The organism is Phytohalomonas tamaricis, assembly GCF_003012345.1.
Classification (GTDB): Bacteria; Pseudomonadota; Gammaproteobacteria; order Pseudomonadales; family Halomonadaceae; genus Phytohalomonas; species Phytohalomonas tamaricis.
In genome coordinates, this window is record NZ_PVRV01000019.1 from 654,360 (window position 1) to 672,276 (window position 17,917).

The following is a 17,917-nucleotide window of genomic DNA, read 5'->3' on the forward strand; positions in this document are numbered from 1 at the left end:
ATGCAGCAACTGAATCCTTCCGAAATCAGCGACATCATCAAGGGCCGTATCGAGAACCTCGATATGGCTCAGGAAGCCCGCAACGAGGGCACCATCGTCAGCGTTGCCGACGGTATCGTCCAGATCCATGGCCTCAACGACGCCATGTTCGGCGAAATGATCGAATTCCCGAACAGCATTTATGGCATGGTCATGAACCTCGAGCGTGACAGCGTCGGGGTGGTCGTACTCGGCGATTACATGCAGCTCGAAGAAGGCATGACCGGTAAATGTACTGGTCGCATTCTCGAAGTGCCGGTAGGGCGCGAACTGATTGGTCGCGTTGTCGATGCACTCGGTAGTCCGATAGATGGTAAGGGCGATATCAATGCCCAGCACACCGATGCGGTAGAGAAGATCGCACCGGGCGTCATCTCTCGTCAGGGTGTTGATCAGCCGGTTCAGACCGGTTTGAAAGCGATCGACGCGATGGTGCCGATTGGCCGTGGCCAGCGTGAGTTGATCATCGGCGACCGTCAGATCGGTAAGTCGGCGATCGCCATAGATGCGATCATCAACCAGAAAGGCAAGGGCATTACCTGTGTCTATGTTGCCATCGGTCAGAAGCAGTCGACCGTTGCCAACATTGTACGCAAGCTCGAAGAGCACGGCGCGATGGAACATACCATCGTCGTTGCCGCCGGTGCGGCTGATCCTGCTGCAATGCAGTTTCTGGCACCCTACTCCGGCTGTTCGATGGGTGAGTTCTTCCGTGATCGCGGTGAAGATGCGCTGATCGTCTATGACGATCTGACCAAGCAGGCTTGGGCCTATCGTCAGATATCTCTGCTTCTGCGTCGTCCGCCGGGCCGTGAAGCCTATCCAGGTGACGTATTCTATCTCCACTCTCGTCTGCTTGAGCGTGCCTCACGTGTCAATGCTGATTATGTGGAGAAGTTCACCAATGGCGAAGTGAAGGGAAAGACAGGCTCATTGACTGCCTTGCCTCTCATCGAGACCCAGGGCGGCGATGTTTCGGCATTCGTTCCGACTAACGTGATCTCGATCACCGATGGCCAGATATTCCTTGAAACAGGCCTTTTCAATTCGGGCGTTCGTCCGGCCATCAATGCTGGTCTGTCGGTTTCGCGTGTAGGTGGGGCAGCGCAGACCAAGATCATCAAGAAACTCGGCGGTGGTGTTCGTCTGGCACTTGCTCAGTACCGTGAGCTGGCCGCGTTCTCACAGTTCGCTTCCGATCTTGATGAAGCTACTCGTAAGCAGCTCGAGCATGGACAGCGCGTTACTGAATTGATGAAGCAGAAACAGTACTCGCCGATGTCGATTGCCGAGATGGCGGTATCCTTGTATGCCGCTAACGAAGGTTATCTTGCTGACGTCCCGGTTGATAAGGTACTGGATTTCGAAAGCGCGCTGCTGGGCTTCATGAAGTCCGAACACAGCGATTTGCTTGAAAAGATTAACCAGACCGGCGGCTACGACAACGAGATCCAGCAGGGCCTCAAGGCGGGCGTCGAATCGTTCAAATCGACCCAGAGCTATTGAGGTAGGTGGCCTGGCAGTGCCGGGCCACATTTCTTCAAATGGGTTCCGAGTCGTTCGAATAGGACAACGCTATGGCAGCCGGAAAAGAGATTAAAGCCCAGATCGGCAGCATTAAGAATACGCAGAAGATCACTAGTGCCATGGAAATGGTGGCAGCTTCAAAAATGCGTAAGGCGCAAGAGCGCATGGCCGCCAGTCAGCCGTATGCCAGGCAGATACGCCAGGTGGTTGGTCATATTTCTCATGCCAATCCCGAATATCGTCATCCGTATTTCGAGACACGTGATGTCAAACGTGTCGGCTATATCGTGGTGTCATCCGATCGTGGTCTGGCAGGTGGATTGAACGTCAATCTGTTCAAGGCCGTTGCACGGGACGTCAAGGCATGGCGTGAAAAGGGCGTAGAAGTGTCATTCTCTACGCTCGGTACCAAGGGCAGCGCCTTTTTCCGTAAATATGGTGGCAATCTGATGGCTGCCAAATCGGGACTGGGAGATGCACCCTCGGTGCAGGACCTGATTGGTAACGTCAAGGTCATGCTGGAAGCTTTTGACAATGGCGAGCTCGACCGTCTTAACGTGGTCTATAACGAGTTCGTCAATACCATGACTCAGAAACCGGTCGTCCGTCAGCTCTTGCCCCTTGCGGATGACAATGCTGAACAAGACCGTCCCAATCTATGGGATTACCTGTATGAGCCGGATGCCAAGACCCTGCTCGACCAGCTGCTGGTGCGCTACGTCGAATCACAGGTCTATCAGGCGGTAGTTGAGAATATTGCCTGCGAACAGGCCGCGCGCATGATTGCCATGAAGAATGCCACAGACAACGCGGGTGATCTGATCGGCGAGCTTCAACTGGTTTACAACAAGGCGCGTCAGGCGGCGATCACGCAGGAAATTTCCGAGATCGTCGGCGGGGCTGCTGCGGTCTAGGGTCTAAGGCGAAACAGGTTTTTTTGCAGGTTAAGAGGAACCAAGATGAGCGGACGTATCGTACAAGTTATCGGTCCGGTAATTGACGTCGAGTTCCCGCGGGCGGAAGTGCCCAAGGTTTACGACGCACTGAATGTAGTCAATGCCGAGACCGTACTGGAAGTCCAGCAGCAGCTGGGCGATGGCGTCGTACGCACGATAGCTATGGGCTCTACTGAGGGCCTTAAGCGTGGCGTCGACGTTGAAAATACTCATGCGCCGATTTCCGTGCCAGTCGGTACGGAAACGCTAGGCCGCATCATGAATGTACTCGGCGAACCGATCGATGAAGCAGGTCCGATTGGTGAAACCCAGCGTATGCCAATCCACCGTGCAGCGCCGACCTATGCCGAGCAAGCCAATTCCAGTGAGCTGCTTGAGACGGGTATCAAGGTCATCGACCTGGTTTGTCCGTTTGCCAAAGGCGGTAAAGTCGGTCTGTTTGGTGGTGCCGGCGTGGGCAAGACCGTCAACATGATGGAATTGATCCGTAACATCGCGACTGAGCACAGCGGTTATTCCGTATTCACCGGGGTGGGCGAGCGTACTCGTGAGGGCAACGACTTCTACTACGAAATGAAGGAGTCCAACGTTCTCGATAAGGTATCGCTGGTCTACGGTCAGATGAACGAGCCGCCGGGCAACCGTCTGCGCGTTGCGCTGACAGGCCTGACTATCGCCGAGCAATTCCGTGACGAAGGTCGTGACGTGTTGTTGTTCGTAGACAACATTTATCGTTACACCTTGGCGGGTACCGAAGTATCGGCACTGCTCGGACGTATGCCGTCTGCGGTGGGTTACCAGCCGACGCTGGCGGAGGAAATGGGGCTGCTTCAGGAGCGCATTACCTCGACCAAGACCGGTTCGATCACTTCCGTACAGGCCGTTTACGTCCCTGCAGATGACTTGACCGACCCGTCACCGGCAACAACCTTTGCTCACCTTGATGCGACTGTTGTTCTTTCGCGCTCCATCGCGGAACTGGGTATTTATCCGGCGGTTGATCCGCTTGATTCCACATCGCGTCAGCTCGATCCTTTGGTCGTCGGCGATGAGCATTATGGTGTTGCGCGCAATGTCCAGAACGTCCTCCAGCGTTACAAGGAACTCAAGGACATCATTGCCATTCTGGGTATGGACGAGCTTTCCGACGAGGACAAGCAGACTGTGGCGCGAGCGCGTAAAATTCAGCGTTTCCTGTCACAGCCGTTCTTTGTCGCCGAGGTATTCACCGGTGCACCGGGTAAGTATGTCTCGCTCAAGGAAACTATCCGTGGCTTCCAGGGCATTCTGAGCGGTGAATACGATGATCTGCCCGAACAGGCCTTCTACATGGTCGGTACGATCGACGAAGCCATCGAGAAAGCCAAAGGCATGAAGTAACGGCTCCGGTCGAAGAGGACAGCACCTATGGCAACAAGTGTCCAGTGTGACATTGTCAGTGCAGAAAAAAGCATCTTTTCCGGTAAGGTTGAGCAGATCGTTGCCGCCGGTAGTGAAGGTGACCTTGGCATTCGCCCTGGACACGCACCGTTGATCACGATGCTTTCGCCTGGCCCGGTACGTGTGTACCGGGAAGGCGGCACGGAAGAGATATTTTACGTTTCAGGAGGCTTTCTCGAGGTTCAGCCTGATACGATCTCTGTACTGGCCGATCATGCTGCACGGGCGCGTGATCTCGATGAAGCGGCTGCTGAACAGGCACGTGATGAAGCGCGTCGTACGCTCAATGGCAATGCCTCTGAGCTCGACCACTCACATGCCTTGGCTGAACTTGCGATGGCAACAGCCAAGCTACGGACGCTGCATCAGTTGCGTGGTCGGCGCTGATTACTTCTGCGCAAATTCCTGTGCGAGCAAGGCAAGACAAAAAGAGCGGCTAACAAGCCGCTCTTTTTTTATGTACTCAGCAACGACTAGGTAGCAATGTTCGCTACTGACAAACTATCGTTCTCTTCGGCTGATAGAATGAACAGTAATTTTACCATCGCAACAAGGAGTGCGTGTTTAATGACCACTGATGTCGTGATCCTGGCTGCCGGTCAGGGTAGCCGTATGCGTTCGCAACTTCCCAAGGTGCTCCATCCCCTAGCGGGTAAGCCGATGGTGCGCCACGTGATTGATGCCGCCAAGTGCTTTACCGATGCGCGGCTTCATGTGGTCATTGGTCATGGTGCTGAACTTGTTCGAGAAGCGCTGGCGGATGAAGACGTCACATTTGCGGTACAGAGCGAACAGAAGGGCACTGGCCATGCCGTTGCCCAAGCATTGGACAACGTAGGTGAGGATAAGGTGCTGATCCTTTACGGTGATGTACCGCTGATTAAGCCGGGAACCCTCACTGCACTGCTTGAGCAGGTCGATGAACATCATCTTGGACTGTTGACAGTTACCATGGCACAGCCCAAGGGATACGGCCGCATCGTGCGTGACGCCGAGGGTCGCGTCAGCGCCATTGTCGAAGAAAAGGATGCTACTGAAGAGCAGCGGCTTATCAAGGAATGCAATACCGGCATCTTGGCCACTACTGGCGCGCAACTCAAGCGCTGGCTGCCTGCCCTCTCTTCCAACAATGCCCAGGGCGAGTACTATCTGACCGATATCATTGCCATGGCGGCAACTGAAGGAATTTTGGTGGCCACCGCCGAGCCGGCTACCAGTACCGAAGTACAGGGCGTCAACGACCGTGTGCAGCTCTCCGCGCTTGAGCGTGTCTACCAGTCCTGGCAGGTCGAAGCGTTGATGCGTGAAGGGGCCAGCATCGCTGACCCTAAACGCGTTGATGTGCGCGGCCATCTTGAGGTCGGACGCGATGTTCTCATTGATGTGGGCTGCATCTTCGAAGGCGATGTTACGCTTGAAGACGGTGTCTCGGTGGGGCCATATAGCGTGATTCGTAATTCTCGCATTGGGGCGGGAACGGTGATTGAAGCTTATAGCTTGATTGATGGTGCGGAAATCGAAGGCGAAAGTACTGTTGGCCCCTATGCACGGCTACGTCCGGGAACGTCATTGGCGCGCGGCGCCCGCATTGGCAATTTCGTCGAGACCAAAAATGCACGCATTGGTGCAGGCTCGAAGATCAATCATCTCAGCTATGTAGGCGATGCCTCACTCGGGCAAGGCGTCAACGTTGGTGCAGGGACGATCACCTGTAACTATGATGGCGTCAACAAGCACCACACCGAGATTGGCGATAATGTTTTCGTCGGTTCCAACTCGGCGTTGGTTGCACCTGTCAGCGTAGGCAATGGGGCGACCATCGCCGCTGGATCAACGATCACTGATCGGGTGGAAGATAATTCGCTGGCAATAGCACGCGGTCGCCAGGTTCAAAAAAGCGACTGGGTACGCCCTTCCAAGCGTTAATCCTGAGCTTATTGGCATCAACGTAAAACGGCGGTCTTGTACCGCCGTTTTTTATAGGATTGCCCAGCCGCTGATTGTGCATAAATGTGCAACTTGAAGCATAACACTTGACGACCTTCGTCTAATAAGTTTTGATTTGCTCAAATTAACTTTCAAATCGAAACTTTTAAATTTCATGTCGAAGCGCAATACGCCACAACGGCGCCATGCGATCCTTGCCTATATCAATGAGCACGGTGAAGTCAGTGTTGATGCGCTGGCACGTCATTTCGCCACCTCAGAAGTCACGATCCGCAAGGATCTGGCAACGCTGGAAAAGAGTGGTCTATTGATGCGTCGCTACGGAGGCGCAGCGCCGCTTCCTCAAGAAGTACTCAGCGAGCCAACTTCGCAAGTATCTGCCCGCAAGCGTTTAATTGCACAGGAGGCGTGCGCACGCATCCGCGAGCACAATCGCATTATTATCGATAGTGGCAGCACCACTGCAGCACTGATTCCTGAACTGGGTGGCAAGGCCGGACTGATTGTGATGACCAACTCGTTGTCTGTGGCCAATGCACTGCGCGAACTTGAGGATGAACCTGTACTGCTGATGACGGGTGGTACCTGGGATCCACATTCAGAATCTTTTCAGGGACAGGTCGCCGAGCAGGTGCTGCGTTCCTATGACTTCGATCAGTTATTCATCGGTGCCGACGGCATTGACCTTGAACGCGGGACCACGACGTTTAATGAACTGCTGGGACTGTCACGAGTCATGGCCGAGGTCGCGCGGGAAGTTGTCGTCATGGTTGAATCCGACAAGATCGGCCGCCGTATTCCCAATCTGGAGCTGCCATGGAGCAGCATCCATACCCTGGTGACCGATGATCATTTGTCTGACCAGGCACGACAACGTATTGAAGCTCATGGCGTCACCGTGATATGCGCGGCCGTAGCGGACTGAAGCGAAAAAGAAGCAACATCCGAATCGAATATCAAGGAGGAATATATGTGTGGAATCGTGGGCGCTGTCGCTAGTCGACAAGTACAGGGCATCCTTTTAGAGGGGCTTAAACGGCTCGAGTATCGTGGTTACGACAGCGCAGGCATGTCGGTGCTATCCGATGAGGGTCGTCTCAATCGTCAGCGGGCCGTAGGCAAGGTTGTCGCGCTAGAAGAAAAGCTTGAAACGGCGGCGCTCAAAGGTCATCTCGGTATTGCTCATACCCGTTGGGCTACGCATGGCCGGCCTACAGAACAGAATGCTCATCCGCACCAATCCGGTGAAAGCCTTGCGGTAGTTCACAACGGCATCATCGAGAACTACGAAACGCTCAAAGCTGAACTTGAGGCGCAGGGTTATGTGTTCACCTCCGAGACCGACACTGAAGTCGTCGCCCATCTGCTGGCACGTGAATATAACAAGTCTCAGGATTTATTGAGTGCGGTGCAGAGCGCGGTCATCATGCTCAAGGGGGCCTATGCCATTGCGGTAGCGCATGTCGGTCAGCCTGATCAGATCATTGGCGCACGCAAGGGCAGCCCCCTCGTGGTCGGCGCCGGTATCGGTGAAGCATTCCTCGCATCGGACCCGCTGGCTCTCTTGCAGGTCACGGATCGTTTCATCTACCTGCAGGAAGGTGATGTAGTGCGCCTGTCCCAGGAAGGCATGATCGAAGTCTTCGATTATGAGGGACAAAGCGCCGAGCGGGCGATTACCGTATTCGAGCATGGCGATGGTGCCATCAGCAAGGGTAACTATCGCCATTTCATGCTCAAGGAAATCCATGAGCAGGCTCAGGTCGTCGCGGCAACGCTTGAAGGGCGTCTGGGTGAAGGCCATGTGCTACCCCGAGCCTTTGGCGCCGATGCCGAAGCGCTGCTCGATCGCGTCAAGCATATTCAGATCGTTGCCTGCGGCACCAGCTATCATGCGGGCATGGTGGCACGCTACTGGATCGAAAAGCTGGCCGGTTTACCCACCCAGGTCGAGGTCGCTTCGGAGTATCGTTACCGCGATGTGGTGGTCCCTGACGGCACGCTATTTGTGACGCTCTCACAATCTGGCGAGACCGCCGATACGCTGGCGGCGCTACGTTACGCTGCTGACAAGGGCGGATATCTGGCCAGCTTGGCGATCTGTAACGTGCCGGGCAGCACGCTGGTACGTGAATCGGATCTTAGCCTGATGACACAGGCTGGTCCTGAAATCGGTGTTGCTTCGACCAAGGCCTTCACCACCCAACTGGTCGCAATGATGTTGTTCACGCTGGCACTGCGCCGTGTCCGTCAGGGCGATGATCCGATACAGCATCAGATCGTCAACGCCTTACGTCAGCTGCCGCAAAGCATCCAGCAGGGGCTGGCGCTGGATGGGGCCATCGAGAAGCTATCATCTGCCTTTGCCGAAAAGCACCATGCGCTGTTCCTCGGTCGCGGCACGATGTTCCCGATTGCGTTGGAAGGGGCCCTCAAGCTCAAGGAAATCTCCTATATCCATGCTGAAGCCTATCCGGCGGGTGAACTCAAGCACGGCCCGCTGGCGTTGGTTGACAGTGAAATGCCGGTCATTGCAGTAGCACCCAATGATGAGCTGCTTGAAAAGCTGAAAGCCAATCTGCAGGAAGTGCGCGCACGCGGTGGTGAGCTTTTCGTGTTTGCCGATGAAAATGTCAGTCTTGCCGAAAGTGAAGGCGTACATGTCCTGCGCCTGCCGGCAATCGATGAATATATCGCGCCGATCATCTATACGTTGCCGCTGCAACTGCTGTCCTATCATGTCGCCGTACTAAAAGGGACCGACGTCGACCAGCCGCGTAATCTGGCCAAATCGGTAACTGTGGAATAAGCCACAAGCCGCTATCAAAAGCGTCTCGTCGCAGGCAACGCCTGTGGCGAGGCGCTCTCGGTGGTCATGTCGCCAAGATCCGATGTCGTGGGGATAGGGCAACAGTGGTTGTCGTAGTACGTTTCTGACCTGCTTCAGGTCATCATGGCCAGGCTGTAAGATCATATGTGTGCTGCGGTTCTTACGTGTCACATATCACTTTCCCGTGCAGATATCATGACCCAGATACTTTCGATTCAGAGCCATGTCGCTTATGGCTATGTGGGCAATCGCGCCGCTGTCTTTCCGCTGCAACGCCTTGGCATTGATGTGACGGCGCTCAATACGGTGCAATTTTCAAACCATACCGGTTACGGTGAATTCAGCGGTGAGATCTTCTCTCCGAGCCAACTGCAAAAAGTAATGGATGGCATAGAAGCACGCGGCGTGCTGCCTGCCATGCAAGCCGTGCTTTCAGGCTACATGGGCGATGAAAGGGTGGGACGTGTCGTGCTCGATGCTGTGGCGCGGATTAAACAGAGTAATCCACAGGCTGTTTATTGCTGTGATCCAGTGATGGGTGATGTCGGGCGTGGTTTCTTCGTTCATGCTGGAATTCCCGAGTGGATGCGTGATCATGCACTGCCAGCCGCAGATATCGCCACGCCCAACCAGTTTGAACTGTCTTATCTCACAGGTCGGGATATTCATTCGCTTGCTGACGCCATCGACGCGGCGGCAGCACTACGGGCCATGGGCCCAGGGACTGTACTGGTAACGTCGCTGACCCGTGATGATGCGCCTGAACATACTATCGAGATGCTGCTCGATACTGCTGCAGGCAGCTGGCTTGTCACCACGCCGCGCTTTGATTTTGCCACGCCGCCCAACGGGGCAGGTGATTTCACTGCGGCTGTTTTTCTGGCGCACTATTTGCAGGGCCTTGCTCCGCAACAGCAGCTTGAAGCTACCGCGGGGGCAGTCCATGCGCTGTTTACGCATACGTTCACTGCAGGTACGCGCGAGCTGGCGCTGATCGCCGCGCAGGATGATTTCGTCATGCCCGACGTTATTTTCCCCGCCGAGCGCGTCAGGTAGAGGATAGATATGCCGGACCTCGTAAAGGCAGCACGACCGCTTCATCTCGGCTTGGCCATGTGGGCCAATGCCGACTGGCGCGGCTCGCTCTACGGCCTGCATAGTGCGACCACGGAAGTCTTGCCTGACTACGCTCAGGTATTTTCATGTGTTGAGGGTAACACCACGTTCTATAGCGGTGCGCCCAAGGTGGAAACCGTGGCCGCCTGGGCTGCTCAGGCACCAGATGATTTTCGTTTTTGCTTCAAGTTGCCGAGCAGGCTGACTCATGAGCAGCGTCTTAATGGTATTGAAGCGGAGTTCGAGGCGTTCATTGAACGTTTTGCGCCGTTACACGATCGTCTTGGGCCTGTTATGGTGCAATTACCGCGTGATTTCGGCGCTGCAGAGCTTCCTCAACTTGAGGCGTTACTGAAACGCTGGCCGGCCAATATTCCCTGCTCGGTCGAGGTGCGTGCCAGTGAATTTTTCCATAAAGGAGACGCTGAGCGAGCGCTCAACCGATTGTTGATAACTTATAACATTGACCGAGTCATGCTTGATGTGAGAGCGCTGTTCTCAACACCTGCGGGTGTGGATACGGCATTGGAACGGGCTCAACGTGAAAAGCCCAAACGTCCGCTACATGTGCTCTCCACGGCAGAACGACCTATAGTGCGCTTTATTGGACACTTCGACGATACGACCAACGATCAACTTTTCACGCCTTGGATTGAACGTCTTACCCTGTGGATAAAACAGGGGAAAACCCCTTTTCTATTTGTGCATACTCCAGATAATCGTCAGGCGCCACAGCTGGCAAGACGCTTCTATAAACGGCTGTGTGAAGCGACATCTCTGCCCCCGCTGGCGGAATTTCCTGGCGAGTCCCAGGTACAATTATTCTAATGGGCGACAAAGAATGTCATTGCGACGTTATTTGGGCGTTTAGGTCATTGTGCGCTGCACGTATACTTCAAATATAAAGGCGTTTACCGTCTTTTCATAAGCGTTTCGTACGTCACGCTTTTCACCACGAAGCACGACGTAGATTAATGGTTAACCCATCGATCTCAACGATACGCGTCATGCGCTGAAAGCGTCATGAGATCCATGACCGTCACGTCTGGCACAACAAACACAAAAGCCGTTCCGAAACCGATCGTTTCGGAGGTTAAGCGACGATCCCAGGGTAAGCTGATGTCTCAAAAATCACATTCACATGCGCAGTGGTCTTCACGCCTTGCGTTCACGCTCGCGGCCGTTGGGTCCGCGGTCGGGCTTGGCAATATCTGGAAGTTCCCCTACATGGTCGGCCAGAGTGGCGGCGCGGCATTTGTTCTCGTTTATCTCGTCTGCATTGCACTGATCGGTTTGCCCATCTTGATGTCCGAATGGCTGTTGGGACGATTGGGTCAGAAAAATCCCATCGCGACAATGAGCGAGATATCACGTCGGCTGAAGCGTTCCAAGGCGTGGACGCTGGTTGGCGTCGGTGGGGTTTTAGGCGCCTACCTGATCCTTTCGTTCTATAGCGTGATTGGCGGTTGGGCATTGATATACACCGGCTACAGTGCCAGTGGCATATTCACCGACCTGACCAGTGATAGCGTCGGCAATCTGTTCAGTGGGCTGCTGGCGAGCCCGGGTACGCTGCTGCTGTGGCACAGTGTCTTTATGATATTGACCATCGCCGTGGTGATGGGCGGCGTTGCCGGTGGGCTGGAACGCGCCGCCAAGACGTTGATGCCAGCGCTCGGGATTTTGCTGGTCGTGCTGGTGATCTACGCCGCGACCACGCCGGGTTTTGCCGCAGGAGTTAATTATCTGTTCAACCCGGACTGGTCGAAGTTGAACGGCGAAGTCGTGCTGGCGGCGATGGGCCATGCCTTCTTCACGCTAAGTCTGGGTATGGGCATCATGATGGCTTACGGCTCGTATCTCTCCGATGATGTCAATATTGGCCGCACCGCGCTGACGGTAGTGGTGATGGATACCGTCATTGCGCTGCTGGCGGGGATGGCCATCTTTCCCATTGTGTTCAGTAACGGACTCGATGCGGCATCCGGCCCGGGCTTGATCTTCCAGACATTACCCTTGGCATTTGGTCACATGACGGGAGGCAGTGTCTTCGGCGTGCTGTTCTTCCTGCTGCTGGTATTTGCGGCCTGGACTTCAGCAATCTCTCTGCTTGAACCGATTGTGGAATGGCTGGAAGAGCGTTCCTCGCTCAACCGTGTTGGTGCGACACTGGTGGCGGGCCTTGCTGTGTGGCTATTGGGTGTAGCTTCTGTGCTGTCGTTCAACCTGTGGTCCGGTGTGGCACCGCTGGGTATCTTCGCGCATTTTGCCGGCATGACGGTGTTCGATCTGCTCGATTATGTCACCAGTAAGGTCATGCTGCCGCTGACCGGGCTTGCTGCGGTTATCTTCGTGGCCTGGAAAATGGGTCGAGATGAAGTACGTAGCCAGCTCAACATGAGCGACGGTGCCTTTTCTCTGTGGCATTTCATCGCACGGTTTATTGCTCCGCTGGGTGTACTGGCCGTCTTTGTGTCTGGTCTGTGGATCTGATAAAGCGATTTTTGTTCAGTGCTTTCATGCTAGTGATAACAACAAACGTTGTTGTCACTAGTATTAATACGTAATAACCAATAACGTTAACTTCAATTTATTTCTGTTTACCGTTTACCTGAACTTAAGCATCAGACTACAGTTCTTGCCTACCCGTCCGCTGAGATATAAATATTATGGCTAAGGAATCTTTGGAGTCGGACGCACGTTCGACGTCGCAATGGCGTCCCGCCATGAATCCTTCGACCCTGATCGGGATTATTGCGAGCGTCCTGCTGCTCGCCACCGTAGTGTTGTTTACTGCGCAATCACCGATGAGCTTCATCAACCTGCCGGGGCTTGCGATCGTTATCACGGGAACCTTGGCCGCGACGTTCATCAGTTATCCGTTACGTGAAGTGGTGCGTGTCGCCAAGCTGGTAGGCATTATCTTTCGTCGTGAAAATTTCTATACCCAAGAAGATATCCGTGAGTTGGTCGCCATGTCACGGCTATGGTTCCAGGGCGATGCGCGCGCTGTCGAACAGGCGCTGGAACACACTCGTAATCCATTTCTGCGTACCGGCATCAATCTGGTCATTGCCAACGTCAAAGAAGAAAAAATCATTGAACTGCTGCGCTGGCGCATCATGCGGCTCAAGGCTCATGAGCGCGCCGAGGCGCAGATATTTCGCACCATGGCCACCTATGCACCGGCCTTCGGGATGCTGGGCACGCTGGTCGGGCTGGTGAATATGCTGGAGATCATGCAGGGCGGCGATCTGGCCGTGATTGGCCCACGCATGGCGGTCGCGTTGTTGACTACCTTCTATGGCATCCTGCTCGCCAACCTGATTTTCAAGCCGATTGCGGTCAAGCTGGAACGGCGCACTGAACAGCGTCTGATCGCGATGAACATGGTATTGGAAGGCATTTCACTGATCTCACGTCGTCATCTGCCCTCGTTCATCGAGGAAACGCTGCAATCTTTCATCGCTGAGTACCAAGATGAGATTCGTGATCAACATGGAGGCGCTGAGGATAACGCCGCAGCGCAGACAAAATGAATGATATGTCGTCACCGCCATCGGCTTACCGCGTCCTAGATGAAGATGACCCTATTGTCGAAGACAGCGAAGGGTGGTTGATCAGCTATGTTGATGTGCTGACGCTGCTGGTGACGCTATTCGTGCTCTTGCTGTCGATTACGGGAGCCAATATCAGTACAACGGATGAATCGGAGCCGCAGGCATCAACAACGCCGTCCACTTCTGCACCGCTGGTGCTAGGCATTCCCAGTCCGATATCGTCTCCCCAGCAAAAGCCGCAGCCCGCCCAACAACCCCAAGCTCCACGACTGTCGATGCAGGCGATTGCTACAGCACAGGAAGTTGTTCAACCGATCACTGAGCAGCCACCCGTTGCTGAAGAGCAACACGGCATCATGCCTGCTGCCAGTGGTATCCGTCCGATGATCGACGGGGTAGCGGTGAGCGAAAGTCCACGCGGGCTGACCTTTCGCATTGAGGACCGCCTGTTGTTCGCCAGTGCAGAAGCGGATCTCACCGAGTCAGGGCGCGAAGTGCTGAAAACGCTTCTACCCACATTGGAGCGTTTGCCCGGACAGATCTCCGTAGAAGGACATACCGACAGCCAGCCGATCTCCACCGAGCGTTTTCCGTCCAATTGGGAACTGTCCGGTATTCGCGCCAGCGCGGTACTGCGCTATCTGCAAAGTCAGGGCATTGAAGCTTCTCGGTTAAGAGCGATCGGTTATGCTGATACCGAGCCGTTAGCAGACAATGCCACCGCGAAAGGCCGCGCCGCGAACCGTCGTGTTGAACTGGTCGTCCAATCACAAGACGACGCACTGTTGCCTTGACTCATCTGCCAGATCCGCCTTGGATGCTGAAATAGAGATACAAGGCGGACGCTGGTTTTCAGTGCCTAGTGGCTACCAATGACCGGTATACTGGGAGGGTTTTCATCGAGATAGCTGGCCAGACGTTTGGATTCGATATGTTGCTCAATTCCGCGTCGGGCACGTGAATAACGTGTAGCGGCGGTTTTCTTTTGCCTTTCGAATGCTTCGGCTTCGATAGTCATGGCGATATCCAAGATTTGCGTTTTCAGTGAATTAAGCCGTTGTGAATTACGCATACCCGAGACTCCTGTACTGTTGCCCGCAGTCGCTTACTTGTTGGGTGGCAGTGTTTCGTCATGTGGCAATACTGAGCGGACGCTGTGGCATAACATAAAGTCATGGCTACTGTTATTCTTTGCCGCTATAACAGCATCGGCGCTTTGATTACCCGCATGGTCCGATGACAAGTTACTACATCCTGTTTGACAGAAATGTGACGTGAGCGCTTATCTGCGCTTAGCGTACGTTTAAGGAAGACCCCGTGAGTCGTGCCCTGTTTGATGATTTGAGAGAACGGCTAGCGAATTTCCGTCGTTCAGAACAAAAAGTGGCACGCTTCGTGCTGCGCCATCCCGATGATGTCATTCATATGCGCATCGTCGATCTGGCGGCCAAGGCAGGCGTCAGCGAACCGACGGTGATTCGCTTCTGCCGCGCACTGGGCTGCGAGGGGTTTCAGGATTTCAAGCTGCGTCTGGCACAGATGCTGGCTACCGGCGCGCAGTTTGCGCAGTTCTCGATGGAGGAGAGCGATAGCGTGGCGCAGTTTTCATCGAGCATCTTCGATTCGACCGTCGGCACGCTGTTATCGGTACGCGACCGTCTCGATGCGGTCGCGGTCGGCAAAGCGATCACCGCGCTGGCCGATGCCAATCGTGTTGAGTTTTATGGCTTTGGCGCCTCGGGGGCGGTCGCTGTCGATGCGCAGCACAAATTCTTCCGCTTGCAGATTTCAACTGCCGCTTATAGCGATCCGCACATGCAGCATATGTCGGCGGCCACGCTCGATGAGGGTGATGTTGTCGTGGCAATCTCGCAGACCGGGCGTACCACGGCGCTGTTGTCGAGCGTCAAGCTCGCCCAGGAGGCCGGGGCTACAGTAATTGGATTATGTCCTCGTGACACGCCGCTGGCGCAGGAAGCCACTCTGCCTATCCTGATCGATGTGTTTGAAGATACCGAAGTCTACACCCCGATGAGTTCACGCATTGCCCATCTGGTGGTGATCGACATTCTCGCCGTGGGCGTAGCCAAGACACGTGGGCCACGCCTGGTCGAACAGTTGCAGGCAGTAAAGCGCAGCCTGTCACCGCTGCGTACCCAGGACCGCTAGCCAGGCAGGCATACTGGCAGACACTCAAGGGCACGGGCAGGGCATATGTGGTAAGCTAATGGGCCTATTTCCCGACCTCGTGTGACCCTTTCCATGGACGCTTCGCCTCTTCTCGAATCGCTCAATGCGGCGCAGCGCGACGCTGTCGGCGCCCCGCAGGGCAATCTGCTGGTCCTGGCTGGCGCCGGTTCTGGCAAGACGCGCGTGCTCGTGCATCGTATCGCCTGGCTCTTGCAGGTCGAGGGCCTTTCGCCGTACTCGATTCTCTCTGTGACCTTTACCAACAAGGCCGCGCGCGAGATGCGCACGCGTCTTGAAGCGCTGCTCGACGTTTCGCTGCGCGGCATGTGGGTAGGCACCTTTCACTCCATCTCACATCGTCTGCTGCGCACCCACTGGCAGGATGCACGTCTGCCCGAGCATTTTCAGATCATCGACAGTGACGATCAGCTACGCTTGGTCAAGCGCCTGCTCAAGGATTACAACGTCGATGATGAGCGTTACCCGCCCAAGCAAGTGCAATATTTCATCGGTAGCTGCAAGGAAGAAGGCCTGAGGGCGCATCAGGTCGACGCGCACGGCGATGCTTACATGATGAAGATGGTCGAGCTTTACGATCTTTATCAGCTGGCCTGCGAGCGTGGCGGGCTGGTCGACTTCGGTGAGCTGTTGCTGCGCAGTCTTGAGTTATTGCGCGACAACCCGCGTCTTTTACAGCATTACCGCGAGCGTTTCGGCCATATCCTGGTCGATGAGTTTCAGGATACCAATACGCTGCAGTATGCCTGGCTCAAGTTGCTCGCCGGCGAGCGTCAATGTCTGACCGTGGTCGGTGATGATGACCAGTCGATCTATGGCTGGCGCGGGGCGCGGGTCGAGAATCTGCAGCGCTTTCGCGACGAATTTCAGGAAACTCAGGTCGTCCGACTTGAGCGTAACTACCGCTCGACCAGCGTGATTCTCGACGCTGCCAACGCCTTGATCAGCCACAATGCCGGGCGGATGGGCAAAGAATTGTGGACCGATGACGATGCTGGCGAAAAAATTTCCGTTTACGCCGGTTTCAACGATCTCGACGAAGCGCGATTCATTGTCGATACGCTGCAAAAGCATGTGCGCGAGAGTGGCAAGGCGCGCCGCGATATCGCCGTTCTCTACCGTTCCAATGCGCAATCGCGGGTAATCGAGGAGGCGATGATTCGCGCCGGCGTGCCCTATCGCATCTACGGTGGGCACCGCTTCTACGAGCGCCTCGAGATCAAGAATGCCCTGGCCTATCTGCGCCTGTTGGTCAACCGCGAAGACGATGCCTCGCTTGAACGAGTAATCAATATTCCAACGCGCGGTATCGGCACGCGTACCGTCGAAATACTCCGTGCCCGCGCTCGCGACGAAGGTACTTCGCTGTGGCAGGCGCTGCACGACGCACGCGGCGCAGGCATATTGAAAGGCCGTGCCGCCAGTGCGTTACAGGCGTTTGCCGATATGATCGATCAGCTCGATAACGACACGGAAGGATTGATGCTGCATGAGATTATCGATCATGTGATCAAGGCGACCGGGTTGATCGAACACCATCAGGCCGAAAAAGGTGAGAAGGGTCAGGCCCGGGTTGAGAACCTTGAGGAACTGGTCAGTGCCGCGCGCGCTTATGTCCAGGCCGACCCGTTCACGCCGATCAACGAGGAGAGCGTAAGCGGTAATGCGCTCGGTGATTTCCTCGCCGAAGCATCGCTCGATGCCGGTGATCATGAGGCTGATGAGTTCGAGGACAGCGTGCAGATGATGACACTGCATTCGGCCAAGGGCCTTGAATTTCCGATTGTGTTCATTGCTGGTGTAGAAGAAGGGCTTTTCCCGCACCGTATGTCGCTCGAGGAGCCAGGACGCCTCGAGGAAGAGCGGCGGCTATGCTACGTGGGAATCACCCGTGCGATGGAGCATCTCTATCTGACCCATGCCGAGACACGCCGTCTGCATGGCAAGGAGACCTACCAGCGCCCGTCGCGCTTCCTGCGTGAGTTGCCGCCTGAGCTGCTTGAAGAGGTGCGTCTGCGCGGCCAGATTTCTCGCCCGGTGTCGCACAGTGCCCCGGTCAGCGGGTTGTCACAGCAGTCTCAAGTTTCCGGTGAGGGGCTACCGACCCTAGCGCTTGGTCAGCGTGTCCGTCATCCCGTATTTGGTGAGGGCGTGATCCTCAATGCCGAAGGAGAGGGGCAGCGCGCACGCGTTCATATCAGCTTCGAGGATAGCGGTGATAAATGGCTGGTCCTGGGATTTGCCAAGCTCGAACCGTTATAGACCATACTTTAACGCGCCGGTATGCATGACGC

The 17,917-nt window shown here is 55.3% G+C and carries 15 protein-coding genes; 14 read left to right on the top strand and 1 reads right to left on the bottom strand.

Annotated elements, in window-relative coordinates:
* The 12 genes from atpA to C3Z11_RS17000 all read left to right on the top strand — a co-directional run bounded on the left by atpA (position 1) and on the right by C3Z11_RS17000 (position 14,209).
* Positions 1–1,545 (top strand): F0F1 ATP synthase subunit alpha, encoded by a 1,545-nt coding sequence (atpA, locus tag C3Z11_RS04975; RefSeq protein WP_106476809.1) that lies wholly within the window; start codon positions 1–3, stop codon positions 1,543–1,545.
* Positions 1,546–1,616: 71 nt separating this feature from the next.
* Positions 1,617–2,480 carry a F0F1 ATP synthase subunit gamma gene (gene atpG / locus C3Z11_RS04980; RefSeq protein ID WP_106476810.1) on the top strand — a complete coding sequence of 288 codons (864 nt, stop codon included), beginning with the start codon at positions 1,617–1,619 and terminating at the stop codon, positions 2,478–2,480.
* A gap of 45 nt (positions 2,481–2,525) precedes the next feature.
* A complete protein-coding gene (gene atpD / locus C3Z11_RS04985) occupies positions 2,526–3,902 on the top strand; it encodes a F0F1 ATP synthase subunit beta (protein ID WP_106476811.1) in 1,377 nt (458 codons plus the stop codon).
* A 27-nt stretch (positions 3,903–3,929) separates the two neighbouring features.
* Positions 3,930–4,349: a F0F1 ATP synthase subunit epsilon gene (locus C3Z11_RS04990; protein ID WP_106476812.1), complete on the top strand. Its 420-nt coding sequence runs from the start codon at positions 3,930–3,932 to the stop codon at positions 4,347–4,349.
* A 180-nt stretch (positions 4,350–4,529) separates the two neighbouring features.
* Positions 4,530–5,888, top strand: a complete 1,359-nt coding sequence (gene glmU, locus C3Z11_RS04995; RefSeq protein ID WP_106476813.1) for a bifunctional UDP-N-acetylglucosamine diphosphorylase/glucosamine-1-phosphate N-acetyltransferase GlmU — start codon at positions 4,530–4,532, stop codon at positions 5,886–5,888.
* A 175-nt stretch (positions 5,889–6,063) separates the two neighbouring features.
* Entirely contained in the window at positions 6,064–6,834 is a 771-nt protein-coding gene (locus C3Z11_RS05000; RefSeq protein WP_106476814.1) for a DeoR/GlpR family DNA-binding transcription regulator, read from the top strand.
* Between the two features lie 45 nt (positions 6,835–6,879).
* Positions 6,880–8,718: a glutamine--fructose-6-phosphate transaminase (isomerizing) gene (gene glmS / locus C3Z11_RS05005; RefSeq protein ID WP_106476815.1), complete on the top strand. Its 1,839-nt coding sequence runs from the start codon at positions 6,880–6,882 to the stop codon at positions 8,716–8,718.
* A gap of 216 nt (positions 8,719–8,934) precedes the next feature.
* Positions 8,935–9,795 carry a pyridoxal kinase PdxY gene (gene pdxY, locus C3Z11_RS05010; protein ID WP_106476962.1) on the top strand — a complete coding sequence of 287 codons (861 nt, stop codon included), beginning with the start codon at positions 8,935–8,937 and terminating at the stop codon, positions 9,793–9,795.
* A gap of 9 nt (positions 9,796–9,804) precedes the next feature.
* Positions 9,805–10,683, top strand: a complete 879-nt coding sequence (locus tag C3Z11_RS05015) for a DUF72 domain-containing protein (RefSeq protein WP_106476816.1) — start codon at positions 9,805–9,807, stop codon at positions 10,681–10,683.
* A gap of 291 nt (positions 10,684–10,974) precedes the next feature.
* Positions 10,975–12,348, top strand: a complete 1,374-nt coding sequence (locus tag C3Z11_RS05020) for a sodium-dependent transporter (RefSeq protein ID WP_106476817.1) — start codon at positions 10,975–10,977, stop codon at positions 12,346–12,348.
* A 233-nt stretch (positions 12,349–12,581) separates the two neighbouring features.
* Positions 12,582–13,394: a motility protein A gene (locus tag C3Z11_RS05025; RefSeq protein ID WP_106476818.1), complete on the top strand. Its 813-nt coding sequence runs from the start codon at positions 12,582–12,584 to the stop codon at positions 13,392–13,394.
* A 5-nt stretch (positions 13,395–13,399) separates the two neighbouring features.
* The gene (locus C3Z11_RS17000; protein WP_262927241.1) at positions 13,400–14,209 is read left to right on the top strand and encodes an OmpA/MotB family protein; all 810 of its coding nucleotides are present in this window, start codon (positions 13,400–13,402) and stop codon (positions 14,207–14,209) included.
* A gap of 65 nt (positions 14,210–14,274) precedes the next feature.
* On the opposite strand, the gene C3Z11_RS05040 is transcribed toward C3Z11_RS17000, so the two are convergent.
* A complete protein-coding gene (locus C3Z11_RS05040) occupies positions 14,275–14,487 on the bottom strand; it encodes a PA3496 family putative envelope integrity protein (protein ID WP_106476819.1) in 213 nt (70 codons plus the stop codon).
* 245 nt (positions 14,488–14,732) lie between these two features.
* On the opposite strand from C3Z11_RS05040, the gene hexR reads away from it, so the two are divergent.
* Together hexR and uvrD are read left to right on the top strand one after the other, a co-directional pair.
* A complete protein-coding gene (gene hexR, locus C3Z11_RS05045; protein ID WP_106476820.1) occupies positions 14,733–15,584 on the top strand; it encodes a transcriptional regulator HexR in 852 nt (283 codons plus the stop codon).
* Positions 15,585–15,677: 93 nt separating this feature from the next.
* Entirely contained in the window at positions 15,678–17,885 is a 2,208-nt protein-coding gene (uvrD, locus tag C3Z11_RS05050; protein ID WP_106476821.1) for a DNA helicase II, read from the top strand.
* Positions 17,886–17,917: the final 32 nt, after the last annotated feature.

Bases quoted from the DNA above. Each gene is read 5' to 3' on its own strand.
- atpD (WP_106476811.1), top strand. From the start codon at position 2,526: ATGAGCGGACGTATCGTACAAGTTATCGGTCCGGTAATTGACGTCGAG.
- uvrD (WP_106476821.1), top strand. From the start codon at position 15,678: ATGGACGCTTCGCCTCTTCTCGAATCGCTCAATGCGGCGCAGCGCGAC.
- C3Z11_RS04990 (WP_106476812.1), top strand. From the start codon at position 3,930: ATGGCAACAAGTGTCCAGTGTGACATTGTCAGTGCAGAAAAAAGCATC.
- C3Z11_RS05040 (WP_106476819.1), bottom strand. From the start codon at position 14,487: ATGCGTAATTCACAACGGCTTAATTCACTGAAAACGCAAATCTTGGAT.
- atpA (WP_106476809.1), top strand. From the start codon at position 1: ATGCAGCAACTGAATCCTTCCGAAATCAGCGACATCATCAAGGGCCGT.
- C3Z11_RS05020 (WP_106476817.1), top strand. From the start codon at position 10,975: ATGTCTCAAAAATCACATTCACATGCGCAGTGGTCTTCACGCCTTGCG.
- pdxY (WP_106476962.1), top strand. From the start codon at position 8,935: ATGACCCAGATACTTTCGATTCAGAGCCATGTCGCTTATGGCTATGTG.
- C3Z11_RS05025 (WP_106476818.1), top strand. From the start codon at position 12,582: ATGAATCCTTCGACCCTGATCGGGATTATTGCGAGCGTCCTGCTGCTC.
- C3Z11_RS05015 (WP_106476816.1), top strand. From the start codon at position 9,805: ATGCCGGACCTCGTAAAGGCAGCACGACCGCTTCATCTCGGCTTGGCC.
- glmU (WP_106476813.1), top strand. From the start codon at position 4,530: ATGACCACTGATGTCGTGATCCTGGCTGCCGGTCAGGGTAGCCGTATG.
- atpG (WP_106476810.1), top strand. From the start codon at position 1,617: ATGGCAGCCGGAAAAGAGATTAAAGCCCAGATCGGCAGCATTAAGAAT.
- C3Z11_RS17000 (WP_262927241.1), top strand. From the start codon at position 13,400: ATGTCGTCACCGCCATCGGCTTACCGCGTCCTAGATGAAGATGACCCT.
- C3Z11_RS05000 (WP_106476814.1), top strand. From the start codon at position 6,064: ATGTCGAAGCGCAATACGCCACAACGGCGCCATGCGATCCTTGCCTAT.
- glmS (WP_106476815.1), top strand. From the start codon at position 6,880: ATGTGTGGAATCGTGGGCGCTGTCGCTAGTCGACAAGTACAGGGCATC.